Source organism: Pseudidiomarina atlantica (assembly GCF_000753735.1).
GTDB classification, from domain to species: domain Bacteria; phylum Pseudomonadota; class Gammaproteobacteria; order Enterobacterales; family Alteromonadaceae; genus Pseudidiomarina; species Pseudidiomarina atlantica.
Genome location: NZ_JPIN01000006.1, coordinates 198185 through 214693 on the forward strand (window position 1 = coordinate 198185; position 16509 = coordinate 214693).

11 protein-coding genes are annotated in these 16509 nt (G+C 51.1%); 4 read left to right on the top strand and 7 right to left on the bottom strand.

Features of this window, described 5'->3' with window-relative positions; all coding sequences use genetic code 11:
• The first annotated feature begins 40 nt into the window (after positions 1-40).
• Together tolC and lpxL are read left to right on the top strand one after the other, a co-directional pair.
• Entirely contained in the window at positions 41-1399 is a 1359-nt protein-coding gene (gene tolC, locus IDAT_RS06875; RefSeq protein WP_034732200.1) for an outer membrane channel protein TolC, read from the top strand.
• Positions 1392-2321 (top strand): LpxL/LpxP family Kdo(2)-lipid IV(A) lauroyl/palmitoleoyl acyltransferase, encoded by a 930-nt coding sequence (gene lpxL / locus IDAT_RS06880; protein ID WP_034732318.1) that lies wholly within the window; start codon positions 1392-1394, stop codon positions 2319-2321. Before tolC ends, lpxL begins: the two co-directional genes overlap by 8 nt.
• On the opposite strand, the gene glnE is transcribed toward lpxL, so the two are convergent.
• The gene (gene glnE / locus IDAT_RS06885; protein ID WP_034732201.1) at positions 2318-5095 is read right to left on the bottom strand and encodes a bifunctional [glutamate--ammonia ligase]-adenylyl-L-tyrosine phosphorylase/[glutamate--ammonia-ligase] adenylyltransferase; all 2778 of its coding nucleotides are present in this window, start codon (positions 5093-5095) and stop codon (positions 2318-2320) included. The two genes, lpxL and glnE, sit on opposite strands and share 4 nt — an antisense overlap.
• 1 nt (position 5096) lies before the next feature.
• Positions 5097-6590 (bottom strand): CYTH domain-containing protein, encoded by a 1494-nt coding sequence (locus IDAT_RS06890; RefSeq protein ID WP_034732203.1) that lies wholly within the window; start codon positions 6588-6590, stop codon positions 5097-5099.
• Positions 6591-6820: 230 nt separating this feature from the next.
• Between IDAT_RS06890 and putA the strand changes: the two genes are divergently transcribed.
• Positions 6821-9988, top strand: coding sequence for a bifunctional proline dehydrogenase/L-glutamate gamma-semialdehyde dehydrogenase PutA (gene putA, locus IDAT_RS06895; RefSeq protein WP_034732204.1), 3168 nt, complete (start codon positions 6821-6823; stop codon positions 9986-9988).
• On the opposite strand, the gene IDAT_RS06900 is transcribed toward putA, so the two are convergent.
• From IDAT_RS06900 to IDAT_RS13550, 3 genes are read right to left on the bottom strand one after another with little or no spacing between them, the layout of a single operon-like run.
• Positions 9985-11760, bottom strand: a complete 1776-nt coding sequence (locus IDAT_RS06900) for an acyl-CoA dehydrogenase C-terminal domain-containing protein (RefSeq protein WP_034732205.1) — start codon at positions 11758-11760, stop codon at positions 9985-9987. The genes putA and IDAT_RS06900 overlap by 4 nt on opposite strands.
• Before the next feature lie 57 nt (positions 11761-11817).
• Positions 11818-12525: a general secretion pathway protein GspB gene (locus IDAT_RS06905; RefSeq protein ID WP_034732207.1), complete on the bottom strand. Its 708-nt coding sequence runs from the start codon at positions 12523-12525 to the stop codon at positions 11818-11820.
• Between the two features lie 2 nt (positions 12526-12527).
• A complete protein-coding gene (locus tag IDAT_RS13550; RefSeq protein ID WP_034732209.1) occupies positions 12528-13967 on the bottom strand; it encodes an ExeA family protein in 1440 nt (479 codons plus the stop codon).
• Between the two features lie 103 nt (positions 13968-14070).
• Between IDAT_RS13550 and IDAT_RS06915 the strand changes: the two genes are divergently transcribed.
• Positions 14071-15186: a tRNA nucleotidyltransferase/poly(A) polymerase-related protein gene (locus IDAT_RS06915; RefSeq protein WP_034732210.1), complete on the top strand. Its 1116-nt coding sequence runs from the start codon at positions 14071-14073 to the stop codon at positions 15184-15186.
• On the opposite strand, the gene IDAT_RS06920 is transcribed toward IDAT_RS06915, so the two are convergent.
• Entirely contained in the window at positions 15166-15960 is a 795-nt protein-coding gene (locus IDAT_RS06920; protein ID WP_034732212.1) for an undecaprenyl-diphosphate phosphatase, read from the bottom strand. The genes IDAT_RS06915 and IDAT_RS06920 overlap by 21 nt on opposite strands.
• A complete protein-coding gene (folK, locus tag IDAT_RS06925) occupies positions 15957-16508 on the bottom strand; it encodes a 2-amino-4-hydroxy-6-hydroxymethyldihydropteridine diphosphokinase (RefSeq protein WP_244441608.1) in 552 nt (183 codons plus the stop codon). The genes IDAT_RS06920 and folK overlap by 4 nt, the downstream gene beginning before the upstream one ends.
• Between the last annotated feature and the right edge of the window lies 1 nt (position 16509).

Here is a 16509-nt window from a genome sequence, read left to right on the forward strand (position 1 = left end):
GTCATTTGAGCCAGAACAACCATTCAGGACCACTGAACTCATGAAAAAAACGATTCTTTCTGCTGTTATCGGCTTTACCTTCGCTGCAGGTAGCTCTGTAGTATACGCTGATGACCTCGCACAAGTTTTCCAACTTGCCCTACAAAATGATCCAACACTGAAACAAGCCGAAGCGCAACGTGAAGCGGCTAGGCAAGGACTCAATATCGCCGAGGCCGATTGGTGGCCACAACTAGGCTTCGAGGCTGGCTACAACCGCTCTACTCGCGAAACGCTTAATTTTGATAGCGGCGGTAACATCTTTCTGTACGATGTAGCCTCAACTGGGTGGAACGCGGGAGTAAACCTAAGCCAAACGGTGTTCAACAAAGCCACTTGGGAGCAAACACAAATCGCTGAAAAGCGTGCATATCAAGCAGAAGTCAACTATTTGAATGAACGTCAACAGCTCATGATCCGAGTCGTAAACGCTTATTTCACGGTACTTGAGCGTATGGATGACCTCGAATTTGCCGAAGCTGAAAAGCGCGCCATTGAACGCCAGCTTGAGCAAACCAAACAACGCTTCTCTGTTGGTCTTACAGCCATCACCGATGTACATGAAGCACAAGCACAGTTCGACCAAGCTGTCGCGCGCGAAATTCAAGCTCGTAACGCTGTCGAAATCGCACAAGAAGGCCTACGTGAAATCACCGGTCGGTACCACGAAGACTTGGCAAGACTTGATACCGAGTCCTTTTCGCCAACCTCGCCATCGCCAGAAGCTGCTGACAGTTGGGTCACCACGGCTGAAGACAAAAACCTACAGTTACTGGTCCAACGCGTCGCCGTCGAAATTTCTGACCAGCAAATTGATCTTGCCTTAGCCGGGCATTACCCGCGTGTTTCACTGTCGGGTAGTTTCAGCACTTCAGATAGTGAAAGCGAGGTACTAGGTCGCACTAACGACACTCCGCGAATGGACAGTTCATCGATTGGTTTATCTTTGAATGTCCCTATTTTCAGTGGATTCCGTACTTCATCACAAGCTGAGCAAGCACGTGCTAACTATGTTGCAAGCAGCCAACAGTTGGAATTTACCCGCCGCAGTGTAGAGCGTGAAGTGCGTAACGCTTTTTATGACGTGGTCGCTTCAATTTCAACAATTCGTGCACTTGAACAAGCTGTCGTTTCTGCAGAATCTGCCTTGAAAGCGACGCAAACTGGTTTCGAAGTCGGTACTCGTACCATCGTAGATGTACTTGATAGTACCCGTAACCTCTACAATGCTCGTCGTAATCTCTCGACTGCGCGTTATAATTACATCCGTCAATCACTGACACTGCAGCAAGCTTCAGGTAAGATCAGTGAACAAGATCTGATGGCAATTAACGCAAGTCTAATTAATGAAAATAATTGAGAAACCGAAGTTCGAAGCAAGGTTTTTACTTCCTAAGTATTGGCTGACCTGGTTAGGGGTCGGCCTTCTTTATTTGATCTCCTGGTTACCGTATCGGTGGCAGCTCGCTATGGGCCGTGGTCTTGGTAACCTCTTTTACAAATTCGTGCCGCGCCGTGCAGATATCGCTCGGCGAAATCTTGAGCTGTGCTTTCCTGATAAAACGGCCGCTGAGGTCGAAAAGCTCGTTGCCAAAAATATGAAAAATACTGGCGTCGCATTTTTTGAAACGGGCATGGCCTGGTGGTGGCCAGACTGGCGCATTCGCCGCAAATTACATGTACACGGCGTTGAGCACCTCGAGGCAGCTTTGCAAGAAGGCAAAGGTGTGCTGTTGTTGCTGTTTCATTTTCTAAGCCTTGAAGTGCATGCGCGCTTGCACGGTTTTGTGCAACCCGCAGTGGGCCTCTACCGCCCACACAACAATGCGGTAATGGAGTTTTTGCAAACTCGCGGACGTGGGCGTTCGAATAAATATATGATCCCACGTACCGATGTGCGCAGTATGATGGAAGCTATCGCTCAGGGTGAAATCGCTGGTTATTTGCCGGACCAAGATTACGGTCGACGCCGCACCGTGTTCGCCCCCTTTTTTGCCGTTGAACAGACCAGTACCACAACCGGTACGCTGTTATTTGCGGCGCATGAAAATTGTGCGGTATTGCCTGTCACTTGCTTTCGTCGTGACGACGGTAGCGGCTACGATATGACGTTCTACCCTGAGTTTGAGAACTTTCCGACGGGCGATGATGTGGCCGATGTTACTCGCGTCAATCAAATGGTCGAGTACGCTGTCATGCAATGCCCTGAGCAATATTTATGGGTACATAGACGCTTCAAAACACGACCTAACGAGAGCGACCCCGACCTTTATCGCCGTTAATCCTTGTGACCTTCGAGCACGGCAGCGAAGCAATGCTGCCAAGCCTCGGTGACCACTTTCCGTTCTTTTACTACCGGCTGGTGCGTCACATTACCACGGTCATCGAGCGCGAGTTGATGCAGCCATTCTCGACACCGTACATAAGTTGCAATCAATTGATTCGCTTGCTCTGCAGGCAACAAGTCGAGTTTTGCCACTTGTTCCAGAATACGTACATTATCTGTCCAGGTGGTGAGTTCAGGGTATTCTGCTGCATAACGGAGTACTAGAAACTGCACCAAAAATTCAATGTCAGTGATTCCCCCAACACCTTGCTTTAAGTCGAAAGCTTGACCTTCAATTTGCTGTAACTTGTGTGTGCGCATTTTTTCACGCATGGTCACGACCTGCTCAGCTAACTTGTTAGCATCGCGCGATCGGCACAACTGTTGCGCGCGCATAGTGCTGAATGCCTCACGTAATGATGCTTGACCAAATACCGCACGCGCTCTCACTAAAGCCTGCAATTCCCAGGTCCATGCTTCATCCTGCAAATAGCCTTCATAGGTTTCGAGTCGCGTTACCAAAAGCCCGGCTTTGCCCGAGGGGCGTAGACGCATATCGACATCGTACAAAATGCCAATCATGGTACGAGTGGTAAACAAGTGCAGAATTCGTTGCGCCAAGCGCAAATAAAACTGCTGAACCTCGATTGGCTTAGCACCATCCGTCTCGCCTTGATAGTCGCTATCGGTCACAAAAACCAAATCGAGGTCGGAGCTATAGCTAAGTTCCAGCCCCCCTAGTTTGCCGTATGCAATCACTGCTAGCCCGGTATCTTCAAGACTCCGCCCAGGGGGCGCACCATATTTATGGGTCAGTTGCTGCCAGGCAAGTCGCACCACATGACCGATAATCGCTTCGGCCAAGTAACTCAAGTGGTCGCTGACCTTCATTAACGGCAACGCACCACTAATGTCAGCCGCCGCGATTTTTAACTGACAGGATTGCCGAGCTTGGCGCAAGCCATTCATTTGTGCTTCCAGATCTTCTTCATGTTCTGGAATGCGCAGCAAATACTCATTCACAATGGCTGGGTATTCGGTCAGCTCAGGCAGCTCATAAAGATGGCGAGGGTCGATCAGTTCATCCAACAAAATCGGATAGTTCGCTAGATGTTTAGCTAGCCAAGAGCTGGCGCGGCATAGTTTGATGAGTTGCTCACGCGCGCCCTGATTTTCAACCAATAATTCGACATAAGCAGTGCGGGTCATGATTTGCCGCAACACGCCAAACACTCGCTCAATCACCACTTCGGCATCAGCCAACGGCAAGGCGCGTTGGAGCAAGGTAGGCACCAAACGCGCCATAGCTTTGCGTCCACGCGGGCCGCTACCACGCTTGCGTAGCTCCATCCGCAGTTCACTGACTGCTTGCCAAATTTGCTGCGCGCGTTGCTTGTTCAAGCCTGCTTCGAGCAATACATCAAGGGCGGTCGTTTCCTCGACCATGTCTTGCCATAACAACTGCAAGGCCCCCGCATCGTCTTCATCTTGCTCGTTGTCGCCGATCACATCACGAAAATGCTGATGAATAATCGCCATAACCGCTTCTGTTTTCGCCAATAACTCGGACCATGACGTGCCAAAGGCAAGCGCCACGCGCGCTTGCTTATCCGTTTCGGTCGGCAATGTCTGTGTTTGCTCATCGTTAAGCTGCTGCAACACATGCTCAAGCTTACGCAAGAATCCGTAGCCCTCAAGCAAAGTGTTGACCGTAGCCGCTGGCAAGAGCTCTAACTCGGTAATCGCCGCATAGGCCTGATACAGACTTTGCGTCTGTAATTGCCGCTCTTGACCACCACGAATGAGCTGGAAGGTTTGTGCAATAAACTCGACTTCGCGAATGCCACCTGGCCCCAATTTAATATTGTCCTGCACGCCTTGGCGTCGCGTTTCTTGGGTGATAAGGTTTTTCATCTTACGCAAGGCATCGATGGCTGAAAAATCTATGTAGCGGCGATAAACAAAGGGACGTAACAGTTGTTGCAACTGCTTCTGCTGTGCCGCAGTAGCGCCAATCAATCGTGCTTTGACCATGGCGTAACGTTCCCAGTCGCGGCCTTGCTCTTGGTAGTAATATTCAAGCGCCGCAAGACTGGTGACCACAGGCCCAGATTGGCCAAACGGCCGTAACCGCAGATCGACGCGAAATACCCGCCCATCGCCGGTGACTGTATCGAGTAAATTCACCACAGCCTGTACTAGCTTGGTAAAGAACACATCTGTTTCAACGGGTTTGCGCGGATGGTCAGTCTCACCTCGTTCGGGATAGCAAAAAATCAGATCGATATCGGATGAAAAATTAAGTTCTCGGCCACCGAGCTTACCCATTCCAATGATCATCAATTGCTGCGCATTGCCATTGCTATCGAGTGGCGTACCGTAGCGCTCGACCAGCGACTGCATTGCCCAATCACGCGCGACCGTGATAAGTGCATCGGCTGCGGCACTAATGTGTTCGAGCATGGTAGGTAATTCAATCTGGTCGCCAAGGTCGGCGGCCGCAAGCGTTGCAAACCAACGCTCGCGAGTACGTCGTAGAATACTTTGAGCGCTCGCTTCATTCACAGCTTCAGACATTAAGTTTTGTAATTCTCTTAAATAGGAGCTGACCGTAGGAATGCGAATCTTCCCTTGTGCATCGAATGTGACTGCATCAGGTTGTTGCTCACGTACGCGAGCAACAAAAGCACTTATGGTATCTATGCGTTGCAACAACTGCGATTCTGTCATCTTAGGTCAACCAATACGGCTCTTGCTTTAACGCCGCTTTGCGTGACAATTCGAGTGCATAGAGCAACGACTCCAACTGCACGGCTTGCCAATTTAATAGCTTCTCCGGTTGCGCGTCATCGTTATCCTTGATGGCTTCACGTAACAGTTTTAACGCCATAATTTCGCGGATCCCGCGGGCCATATCCTGCCAAGGCGAGCGAAACATTTCACGATCTTCAGCATCGAACAGAAAGCCAACACAGTAGCCTAGTTGCAGCGACGCTTGCAGCAGCGAGAGTTGCTTCAAGTAGTACTCAGGTTTCAATTCGCCATCGCGGCTAAAGGCATCCACCACGCTTTGCCAATCCTCACGTAAGCGTTGCGCGGCCCATTGCTTGAGCGGCAATTGCATCAACTGTTCGTGGCGTGGCTGCTGGTGACATAAGGCGCCAAGCTCGAGCAAAGTTAATTGATAATCATCGCGAATACTGAGGCTTTGCACGAGCTCTAACTGCACCGCGTGCTGCTGTTGCTCGACAATCTCTTCATACAGTTTCGGATAATTATTCAACGCCCGATGATAAGCCCCGTCTTCCGCCGTCAACTCGATGAGGCCATCATAACGACTCAACCAGCCCAAGTGTCCAAGCATCTGATCAAGGCGCATAATGTGGTCACTGACATCAATTTCGAGCATTTGCAATTGCTGTAATACGACTTTACTTAAGCGGATGCCATCAGTAATACCTGCGACCGCCCGCACACTCGGTTGCGCCGCTAAACACGCATCGTTGTGTTGCCAATATTGCAACGCATAGCCGAGCGCACGATAGAGTCCAGTGCCAACATCATCATCTGGACGTTGCTGCACAAAATGCGCATGGGTAAAGGGCTCCAACACTGACTTGCCCGCCAACAAATAGCCGCGTGCGGCTTTGCTTAGACTGCCTAAACGGGCGTTGAGTCGGGTGATAAAGCGACGCGCCAGTTTGTAGGCGTCGTTTACATCAGCTCCCTCTTGAACTTCGATCTCGACTTCAGCGAGGGCTTGTGCTGTATCACCAGCACGAATACTGCCGCGATCGTAGACCAGTTCTATCACGCCATCGGCACTGGGAATGCGCCAACGGGAACGGGTAAAGTCAGTGGTGAAGAGTTCATTTAAGTCGCGGTTGATATCAAAAAATGGAAAGTCCTCTGGCCAAATCGCTTCATCAAACAGCGTAAGATCGGGTTTATCACTCGCGGTAGGAACGTTGTACTCAGGGCGGCTATGCATGCCGCCAAGCACTTCACCGGCTAATTTAATGGTCTGCTCTCGTTGTTCGCCCCGTTGACGAATACGCAGCCCCATATCATGCTGCCGTAGGCGTAAGTCATCGGTATCAAAGTAACTGTTACTGAGATGCATCTCGGTCATCTCGACTTGTTTCGCTAGGCTCTGACATAGCGCTATCACTTTATCAGCAGATGCTTCTTCAACTAACAGTTTTAGTTCGATTTCTTGACTCACAACGGCTCTCTTTACAATGATTGTTTTACGCTTGTCTAAGGTACTCGCAGGTAGGCTGTTGGTCAACTCGACAAGGCTTGACAGCGCTGCGCAAAAGTTGCACCGTGGCGGCCTAAGGAAACTTTAGAAAAAGTTGATTGTATGGGCTTTACGCGCACTAAAAAAGGCATATACTGGCGCGCGAAAAATGTCCCTATTTAGCCGTATGGCTGAGTCCTACAGGAGATGCTATGTTCAAAGCCAGTGAAGTACTTACGGCTCAGTATAGCGGTGCCGACCTTGGCACTTTGCAACGCGCGATTACCGACAACTATTTGGTTGATGAAGACGCGTATTTGCAGGAGCTGATGCAACTGGTACCGAGTGATGATGCGACCCTCGACGCTGTAACCGAACGTTCCGCGCAACTGGTCAAAACCGTGCGCGAGCGCGCTGACGGTGGTGGTGTCGATGCATTCTTACAAGAGTACAGTTTAGATACCAAAGAAGGCATTATTCTGATGTGTTTGGCCGAGGCCCTGCTGCGTATCCCTGATGCGCGCACCGCTGACGCATTGATTCAAGATCGTCTGTCTGGCGGTGATTGGCAAAAGCACATGGGTGAGAGCTCATCTTGGTTGGTGAACTCTGGCACTTGGGGACTGGCACTTACTAATGCAGTGATCAATCCCACCGGTCAACCCATGGAAACGCCGCGCGGTGTGTTCCGCCGCTTGACGCGCCGTTTGGGTATGCCGATTGTGCGTAAAGCGACCTATACCGCGATGCGCATTATGGGTAAACAATTCGTGTTAGGCCGCACCATTGAGGAAGCGCTGAAAAATAGCCGCGCCAACCGCGATAAAGGCTACACTCATGCCTACGATATGCTTGGCGAAGCGGCCCTTACCGGTGCAGATGCGCGTCGCTACTTCGATGATTACGTCAACTCAATTCAAGTGGTCGCGAAAGAGAAGTTTAACAACCCGAAAGCACCACGACCGACCATCTCGATCAAGCTCTCGGCGCTGCACCCACGCTATGAGTCGGCCAACCACGAGCGCGTACTCACCGAGCTGGCGTCAAGTTTGACCGACTTGGTGAAGTTAGCGAAACAAGCCGATGTTGGCGTTACCATCGATGCGGAAGAAGCTGACCGCCACGAACTCTCGCTGGAACTGTTCGAGAAAGTCTATCGCAGTGGTGTCTGTAAAGGCTGGCCACGCTTCGGTCTTGTTGTTCAGGCGTATTCAAAACGCGCATTGCCGACCCTGGTATGGCTGACTGCGTTAGCAAAAGAATGCGGTGATGAAATTCCAGTGCGCTTGGTCAAAGGTGCGTATTGGGACAGCGAAATCAAGCTGTGCCAAATAAATGGCTTGACCGGTTACCCGGTCTTCACCCGCAAAGCAAGCACTGACGTAAGTTACCTCGCCTGCGCACATTATTTGTTGTGCGAGCAAACTGACGGTGCCATTTATCCACAGTTCGCCACCCATAACGCACAAACCGTGGTTGCGATTCGTCACCTCAACGAGCAGTATCAACGTCGCATCGAGTTCCAACGCCTCCATGGCATGGGTGATGACCTGTACGATACGCTGTTACAAGAAGACCCGAACGTGACCGTGCGTATTTATGCGCCAGTTGGCGCCCACAAAGACCTGTTACCGTACCTGGTCCGACGTCTGTTAGAAAACGGTGCGAACACCTCATTCGTGCACAAACTGGTCGACCCAGCGACGCCAGTTGACGAACTGATCAAGCACCCAATGCGCACCATTGCTAAGTACGAAACCTTAGCAAACACCAAAATTCCACTACCGACGCAGATTTTTGGCGATCGGAAGAACTCGTTAGGATTGAACATGAACATTCATTCTCAAGCAGATGACTTTATTGCTGCGGTGCAGCAATACCGTGACAAACAGTGGCAAGGCGGTCCTATCGTCAATGGCGATGTGGTCACCGCACATCACCAAGTAGCGATTCATAGCCCACAGGAAACTAGCCGTAATATCGGTACCATTTGCTGGGGCGATAAAGCCTTAGCTGAGCAAGCGCTAAACAGCGCGAATGCTGCTTATCGTCGCTGGCGTGATACTGATGTCGAAATCCGCGCCCAAGCGCTCGAGAAATTCGCTGACTTAATGGAAGCTAATCGCGAAGAGTTGATCGCGCTGTGTACTTTGGAAGCTGGTAAAAGCCTACAGGACGGTATCGACGAAGTGCGTGAAGCGGTCGATTTCTGCCGTTATTACGCAGTTGAGGCGCGTAAGCTCATGGGTGAGCGCATTAAGTTGCCAGGACCCACAGGTGAAACCAACGAGTTATCAGTTGAAGGTCGCGGCACCTTCATCTGTATTAGCCCATGGAACTTCCCTCTCGCCATTTTCACTGGTCAAGTTGTTGCAGCACTGGTCACCGGTAACTGTGTCATCGCCAAGCCAGCAGAGCAAACCGGCCTCATCGCGTTCCGCGCCGTCCAGCTCATGCTCGACGCCGGTATCCCAGGTGATGTATTACACTTCATGCCAGGTAGTGGTGCCGAGGTGGGCTCGTTCTTGACCAGCCAAGAAGATATTGGTGGTGTATGCTTCACTGGCTCTACTTACACCGCACAGGCAATTAACCGCGCGCTCGCAGCACGCACTTCGACCATCGCCCCGTTGATTGCCGAAACCGGTGGCCAAAACGCCATGCTCATCGACTCAACCGCCCTGCCTGAACAGGCAGTGACGGATATTGTCGCCAGTGCCTTCAAGAGTGCCGGTCAACGCTGTTCAGCGTTACGCGTCTTGTTCGTGCAAGATGACATCGCGGATCGTGTCATTGAACTGCTCAAAGGCGCCATGGCAGAGTTAAAAGTTGGCGACCCCATGTTGCACGAAACCGATGTCGGTCCAGTCATCGACGGCGCTGCGAAGCACAGTCTCGAACAGCATGTGAACGATATTTCACAGGCCGGTCGTTTGATCGCGCGTGCACCAATGCCAGATTACACCAACGGTGGTACATTCGTGGCTCCTACTGCGATTGAAATCGATAGCATTAATCAGTTAGTGAAAGAGAACTTCGGTCCAATTCTGCACGTGATCCGTTATTCAGCAGATAAGATTGATGAAGTGATCAATAGCATTAACGCGACAGGCTTTGGCTTGACCTTTGGCATCCACAGCCGCAATGAAACCTTTGCTGCTGATGTGGCTCGCCGGATTGATGTTGGTAACGTTTATATCAACCGTAACCAAATAGGTGCAGTGGTGGGCGTACAGCCATTTGGTGGTCGTGGTCTATCAGGAACCGGTCCAAAAGCGGGCGGACCACACTATCTGCCGCGCTTCGTTACCGAGAAAACGCGCACCAACAACATCACTGCTGTTGGTGGCAACGCTACCTTACTTTCGCTGGGTGATTAAAAATCACCCAGTTCATGTAAGTACAATGATTGGCTGCCGTCGTTAATGGCGGCGGCCAAACCTTGGATACGCGGCAACAGGCGCGCCATATAGAACTTCGCAGTTTTCACTTTACTTGCTAAATACGGACGCTCGGCAGTCAAAGGTTGTGCAGTTTTGGCCATACGCAACCACAAATAGCCGTAAGTGACATAACCAATCAAATGTAGGTATTCGACCGCAACACTATTGACGATGTTCTCATCCGCAGCGACTTTGGTCAGTACCTGCTCAGTCACGCTGGCGACCAGCTTCACTGCTTCACCCAATTGCTCATACTCTTTAGCAAGCTCAGCTTGCGGCTCTGCCAGCAACGCTTGAATGTCTTCGAGCAACGGCTGCAATAGCTGACCACGTGAGCCGGCAACTTTACGACCCAACAAGTCTAGTGCTTGGATACCGTTGGTTCCTTCATAGATTTGTGCAATCCGACAATCGCGCACCAGTTGCTCTTGCCCCCATTCACGCACATAGCCGTGCCCACCAAAGATTTGCTGACCAAGAATGGTAGCTTCCAGCCCAGTGTCAGTAATAAATGCTTTCGCAATCGGCGTGAGCAACGCGACCAGAGCATCGGCCCGTTCTCGCTCTTGCTGGTGATCACTGTACTTAGCGATATCCAGCTGTTGCCCAACATAGGTCGAGAACGCTCGACCGCCCTCAACAAAAGCTTTCATAGTGAGCAACATACGACGGATATCGCCATGCACGATAAGAGGATCCGCCTCTTTTTCTGGCTGGCGGGTTGCTTTGGCACCACGACCTTGAATCCGATCTTGTGCATATTCAAGCGCATTCACGTACGACCGCGCGGCAGCGCCAAGTCCCTGAATACCCACACCCAAACGCTCATAGTTCATCATGGTGAACATCGCTGGTAAACCTTGGTGTGGCTCACCAACGAGCCAACCTTTAGCGCCGTCAAAATTCATCACACAAGTAGCAGAAGCATGGATCCCCATTTTGTGTTCAATTGAGCCACAATGCACTTGATTCCGCTCACCGACATTACCATCAGCATCTGGCAAAAATTTAGGCACTAAGAACAAGCTAATGCCCTTGCTACCAGCGGGTGCGTCCGGCAATTTCGCCAGCACCAAATGGACAATATTCTCGGTCAGATCGTGTTCACCACCAGTGATGAATATTTTGGTGCCTGAAATAGCATAACTCCCATCTGCTTGCGGTTCGGCTTTGCTGCGGATAATACCTAAATCAGTACCTGCATGAGGTTCGGTCAAGCACATGGTGCCAGTCCACTGACCTGACGTCATGCGAGGTAAATAAAGGTCTTTCAGTTCATCAGAGGCATACTGATCGATGGTGATAATGGCACCGGCAGTAAGGCCCGGATAGAGCGAAAACGAAATATCGGCTGCGCACAAGATCTCTTCGTACTGCGCTGAAACGACTTTGGGCAGACCCATGCCACCATATTCTGGGTTTGCGGTGACGCCCACCCAGCCGCCTTCGGCCAACTGTTTGAAGTTTTCTTTGTAGTTTTGTGGCGTCGTGACCTGGCCGTTAGCGAACTTTACGCCTTCTTCATCGGCGGCGCGCGCATTAGGCGCAATCTGGTTTTCTGCGAGTTTTGCTGCTTCATCGACAATTGCCAAAGCCATTTCCATATCAACTTCAGCAAGTTGTGAGAAACGCGCCCAATCTTGGTCAACATGAAAAACGTCTTGCAATAAGAACTGGATGTCCTCACGGGGAACTCGGTAATCAGCCATACAACACCTCAACTAAATCAAACAGAAGATTTAAACAGGTGTTTTAATACCAAGTTCCTAAGGTCTTGTCCAGTCCTGTAATGCCGGTTGCCGGAAAGCTGTGTTGCCATAAGCCAGCACGACATGATTCGGAGCAATCGTAAGCACCTGTATTCCCTGCCATTGATCACCTTGCCATAAGCGTTGCCCAGCAAGCGATACGAAGCGACTATCGGCGCGTGAAGAGTACTGATGCGCATCGTAACTAAAGGAAGGTATTTGTCGCTGAAATTGCTGGGACAGAGCACTTAGTTGCGGCACGATCGAGTTATCTGCAAGCGTCTCGTTACCGCCCCCTGTTGCTGCCACCGCTTGATCAAAGGCCGCGAGCAAATCTGCGGGGACTTGCTCAAGATCAACGCCACGCTCATTCACTGGTGAAGGCTCAGGCTCTGGTGTTGAGCTAGGTAAAGGCCGATCCGTATCAACCTCTACCACCTCGGTTGAGATTACGGTGGCTAGCTCTACCTGACGGATTCGAGTCGGTTCCCCGAGTCGCCAAGTTGGTGCGGATGCTGTTTGTGGTTGCTCTGCCAGCGGCGTCGCCGGAGCCATAAACCATCCCACTGCAAACCAGCCAAGCAAAGCCGCAACCGGGACCGCTAGCCAAGGTATCCAACGCGTTACCGGCGCAATACGTTGATGCGCGGGTGCCAATGCAATCGCTTGCTGTTGCGGAATGAATTTGGACTGTTGTTGGCGTAATGCTTTTAACACGGAAGACATAGCTATTGTTGCTCCTGCTGCATCGCTAGACGCGGGCCAAAATCGGTATGGTGACTGGTCAACCACGCCAAGGTAAGCCCATCAAGTTCGCCTGACACCGGCAAGCCATGTTGTTGCTGTAGCGCCGTCACGAGTTCAGCCAAAGAATCTTGCTGTTGCGCTGTGGTTTGCCGTAACTGTTCACCCAACCAGCGTTGATAGGTATCTTCAGCGCGCAACTGATACCCAGGGGGCAACGGAAACACGGCCAAAAATTCACCGGTCCAGTTCGCATTAGGCGTTGCACTCTCACTCGTGACCGCCTGCCAACCGCCATCTTGCAGCTGCAACAACACCGGCAAATTCAATGCCTTGATGCGATCGAAGCGCAATCGACCTTGCACACAACCGAGTTGATATTCTTCGAGCCAACGACAGAGTTCAACGTCAGCTGGTGGTTGTGGTAGCTGCCAAGCGCGTAACAGCGACTGCAAGGGTTGTTGCGTACTTGCAGCGGATACAGGCTGCGCCGCCGCAAGCGTGGTTGCCGTGTTTGCAGAACTATTGAACCACCAACTCAGGGCTGCGGTTCCGACTAAGGCAATCACCATTGTTGTCACTAAGGCGATGGACATGCGCCGCGGTGTTTGGCTGGGACTCACGTCGAGCTCGCGCGCAGCGGCTTTTACCTGAGCTTTGCCAACCACTTGTACTTGATCGTTGTATGCGGCAAGTAGCGCGCGATCGCAGAGCAAGTTCAGCCGGCGTGGAATGCCCTCACTGTAATAATGCACCAGCTTTAACGCTGCGTTATCAAATAACTCTCGCTGCGCGCCAGCTACCTGCAAGCGATAGTTGATGTAACGCTGGGTGTCAGCAGCTTGCAACGGTAAGAGATGATAACGCGCGGTGATGCGCTGGGCTAATTGCCGTAACTCACGGCGACGCAGCAAGTCCTGTAATTCAGGTTGACCGATCAGAATCACCCGCAACAACTTATGCTGGTTAGTTTCAAGGTTGGTCAATAGGCGCAATTGTTCAAGCACTTGCGAGCGTAGATGCTGAGCTTCATCAATCAACACTACACACTGTTCGCCCGCGGCATGAGCCGTGAGCAAAAATTCTTGCAGTTTGTCGGTGAGTCTCTTGTTAGTGATATTACGTTTAGCGTAGCGAATGCCAAATTCATCACACAAGGTGGCCAATAATTCAGTTTCATTCAGCATGGGATTGAGGATGAACGCAGTGCGAGTTGCTTCCGGCAACTGCTCAAGTAAAGCCCTTGATACGGTAGTTTTACCAGTCCCCACTTCACCGGTTAATAAAATAAAACCGCCGCTACCTTGCAGGCCATAACTGAGGTGTGCCAAGGCCTCTTGGTGGCGCTCGCTCATGTATAAAAATTGCGGATCAGGCGCAATCGAAAAAGGCTCTGTCTGTAATCCAAAGTAATTCAGATACATAATTTGTTGAACTTCGCTAAATGAAACTAAAGTCAGTGTAACGATTGACTTGCATCAGGGCTAGTCATTCGCGATCATCAACTAAAATTAAAAGGGTTTACCGATGCAAATATATCTTGTTGGTGGAGCAGTTCGCGATAGTCTCTTGAACAAACAGGTCACTGAACGTGATTATGTGGTCGTAGGCGCCACTGCCGAAGAAATGCTCTCGCAGGGATTTCAGCAAGTTGGCAAAGACTTCCCGGTGTTCTTACACCCGCAGACTGGCGAAGAATATGCACTGGCACGTACCGAACGCAAACAGGGCGTCGGTTATACCGGGTTTAGCGTGCATGCAGCGCCAGATGTCACGCTGGAACAGGACTTGCTGCGCCGTGATCTCACCATTAACGCAATCGCCCAAGCCAGTGATGGTCAATTGATTGATCCTTATGGTGGCCGTTCGGATCTCGCGAAACGTTGTCTGCGTCACGTCTCGCCGGCGTTTGTTGAGGATCCACTACGGGTGTTGCGAGTGGCACGCTTCGCTGCTCGCTTCGCTAAGGATGGTTTCTATATCGCCAGTGAAACCTTGGCACTGATGCAGCAGATAAGTGCCGATGGCGAGCTGGCGAGCTTAGCTAATGAACGGGTCTGGCATGAAACCGTAAAAGCGCTGAATACGTCACGTCCTTGGGTCTATTTTTCCGTATTAGCCAATGTTGACGCACTGACCCAGTGGTATCCAGAGCTTGCCGACGACACATTATTGCAAAGGCTTGAAGCGCGCTATCCCGAAGTGCCAGAACAACAGTCTGAACAAGTCTTTTTACTACTCATGGCGGAACTAACTGAAACACAAATTGAGCAGTTTTGTGCGCGTCTACGCGTCCCCAATGAATGGCGGGCATTAGCACTTATCGCCCAGCGTTGTCATGCACAGCACCACGATGTTGCAGCGAGTGACTTGTTCGCTAACTGTTTGCACCAAGCAGATTGTTGGCGCTGTCCAGAACGTTGGCAAAAGCTGCGGCAGTTGTGGCAACTGCAAGGTGTTAGCGAGGCGACGCTAGAACGTTTGCAGCGAGCCTATGCAGCAGCCGTTGCGGTGCATGCCGGTGAGGTGATTGCGGCCGCAGCACAGCGTGGTGAAACTCTCCAAGGCCCAGCAATCGGCGCAGCGGTCAGCCGCGCCAGAGCCGCTGCTATTAGTAATGCGTTAGAGGAAGATCCAGAGTAAAACAACGCCAAGAAGTAGACGGTAAATCACAAATGGCAGCATGCCCATTTTCTCAATTACTTGTAAAAACAGTTTGATGCACACATAAGCTGAAACAAAAGCGACCAAAGTGCCGATTGCGACGAGGTCCCAAGCAACTGGTGCCGTCTGCTGCACCAGTTGTAAGCCTTTGTAACCACCCGCTAGCAGAATCACTGGTATCGATAACAGAAATGAGAATCTTGCAGCATCCGAACGCGTTAGGCCCAGCAATAAACCAGCGGTCATAGTAATACCTGAACGCGAAGTGCCCGGGATCAGCGCAACAGCCTGCGCGATGCCGATCAGCAATGCCTGTCGCAACGTGAGTTTGTCAAGTGATGAGCGCTCGCTGGCTCTGCTATCGGCAAACCACAGTAGTACGCCAAAGAGAATCGTGGTACTGGCAATGACCAGTGCCGAGCGTCCATAATTTTCAATGATGTCGTTGCCGAACAACCCCGCAAGCCCAGCCGGCACTGTCGCCCAAACCAAAAACCAAGCCATACGACCAGCGGCCGAATGGCGACCACAAAAACTAGCAAACCAGCCCACCAGCAATTCGCCGACTTCTTTGCGATAGTAAAACATGACCGCGGCCAAGGTGCCCACGTGTACAGCGACGTCAAAGGCAAGACCTTGATCTTGCCAACCGAGCAATTGCGACGGCAAGATCAAGTGAGCGGAACTTGAGATTGGAAGAAATTCGGTAAGGCCTTGTATTAAAGCTAAAATAATTGCTTCGAACGTACTCAAAATGCCGCTTCCTTGTCGCTCTCGGGGGTGATCAAATAAGGTAGTGCTGGATAGCGAAATTCTATCGGTTTTAACACCTGCTCGCTATTAAAATTCTGCCAAATTTCTGCAAAGCTTTGCTGAGTTTCAGGATGCTTATAGCTTGGCGCTAGTTCGGCTAGCGGCCACAGCACAAAAGCATTAAACAAAACCTCGGGGCGAGGTAATTGAATCGGCTTGGCGCAAACTAAGTCGCCATAAAGCAACAAGTCAATATCGAGGGTCCGCGGACTGTATTTGGGCAAAGAGGATGGATGACCGTTCGCTCGCTCAATTTGCTTGCACACTTCACTCAGAGCAGTAAGCGGTAAATCGGTATGAAATCCAACTACAGTATTGTAGAAATCATGGCCGTCAAAACCTACCGCCGCGCTTTCATACATGCGCGCAACTTTCATCGGTCGCTGACGGCTGGCGAAACGATCGTGCAAAGCGCGAAGGCCAGCTTGCATGTGCTGCCGACGTTGGCGATTACTACCAAGCCCAAGAAATACCTGCGTCATTGCCATA

Excerpts from the sequence above, each read along its gene's own strand:
- IDAT_RS06915 (WP_034732210.1), top strand. The coding sequence starts at position 14,071 with ATGCAAATATATCTTGTTGGTGGAGCAGTTCGCGATAGTCTCTTGAAC.
- tolC (WP_034732200.1), top strand. The coding sequence starts at position 41 with ATGAAAAAAACGATTCTTTCTGCTGTTATCGGCTTTACCTTCGCTGCA.
- IDAT_RS06905 (WP_034732207.1), bottom strand. The coding sequence starts at position 12,525 with ATGTCTTCCGTGTTAAAAGCATTACGCCAACAACAGTCCAAATTCATT.
- glnE (WP_034732201.1), bottom strand. The coding sequence starts at position 5,095 with ATGACAGAATCGCAGTTGTTGCAACGCATAGATACCATAAGTGCTTTT.
- IDAT_RS06900 (WP_034732205.1), bottom strand. The coding sequence starts at position 11,760 with ATGGCTGATTACCGAGTTCCCCGTGAGGACATCCAGTTCTTATTGCAA.
- IDAT_RS13550 (WP_034732209.1), bottom strand. The coding sequence starts at position 13,967 with ATGTATCTGAATTACTTTGGATTACAGACAGAGCCTTTTTCGATTGCG.
- folK (WP_244441608.1), bottom strand. The coding sequence starts at position 16,508 with ATGGCAATGACGCAGGTATTTCTTGGGCTTGGTAGTAATCGCCAACGT.
- putA (WP_034732204.1), top strand. The coding sequence starts at position 6,821 with ATGTTCAAAGCCAGTGAAGTACTTACGGCTCAGTATAGCGGTGCCGAC.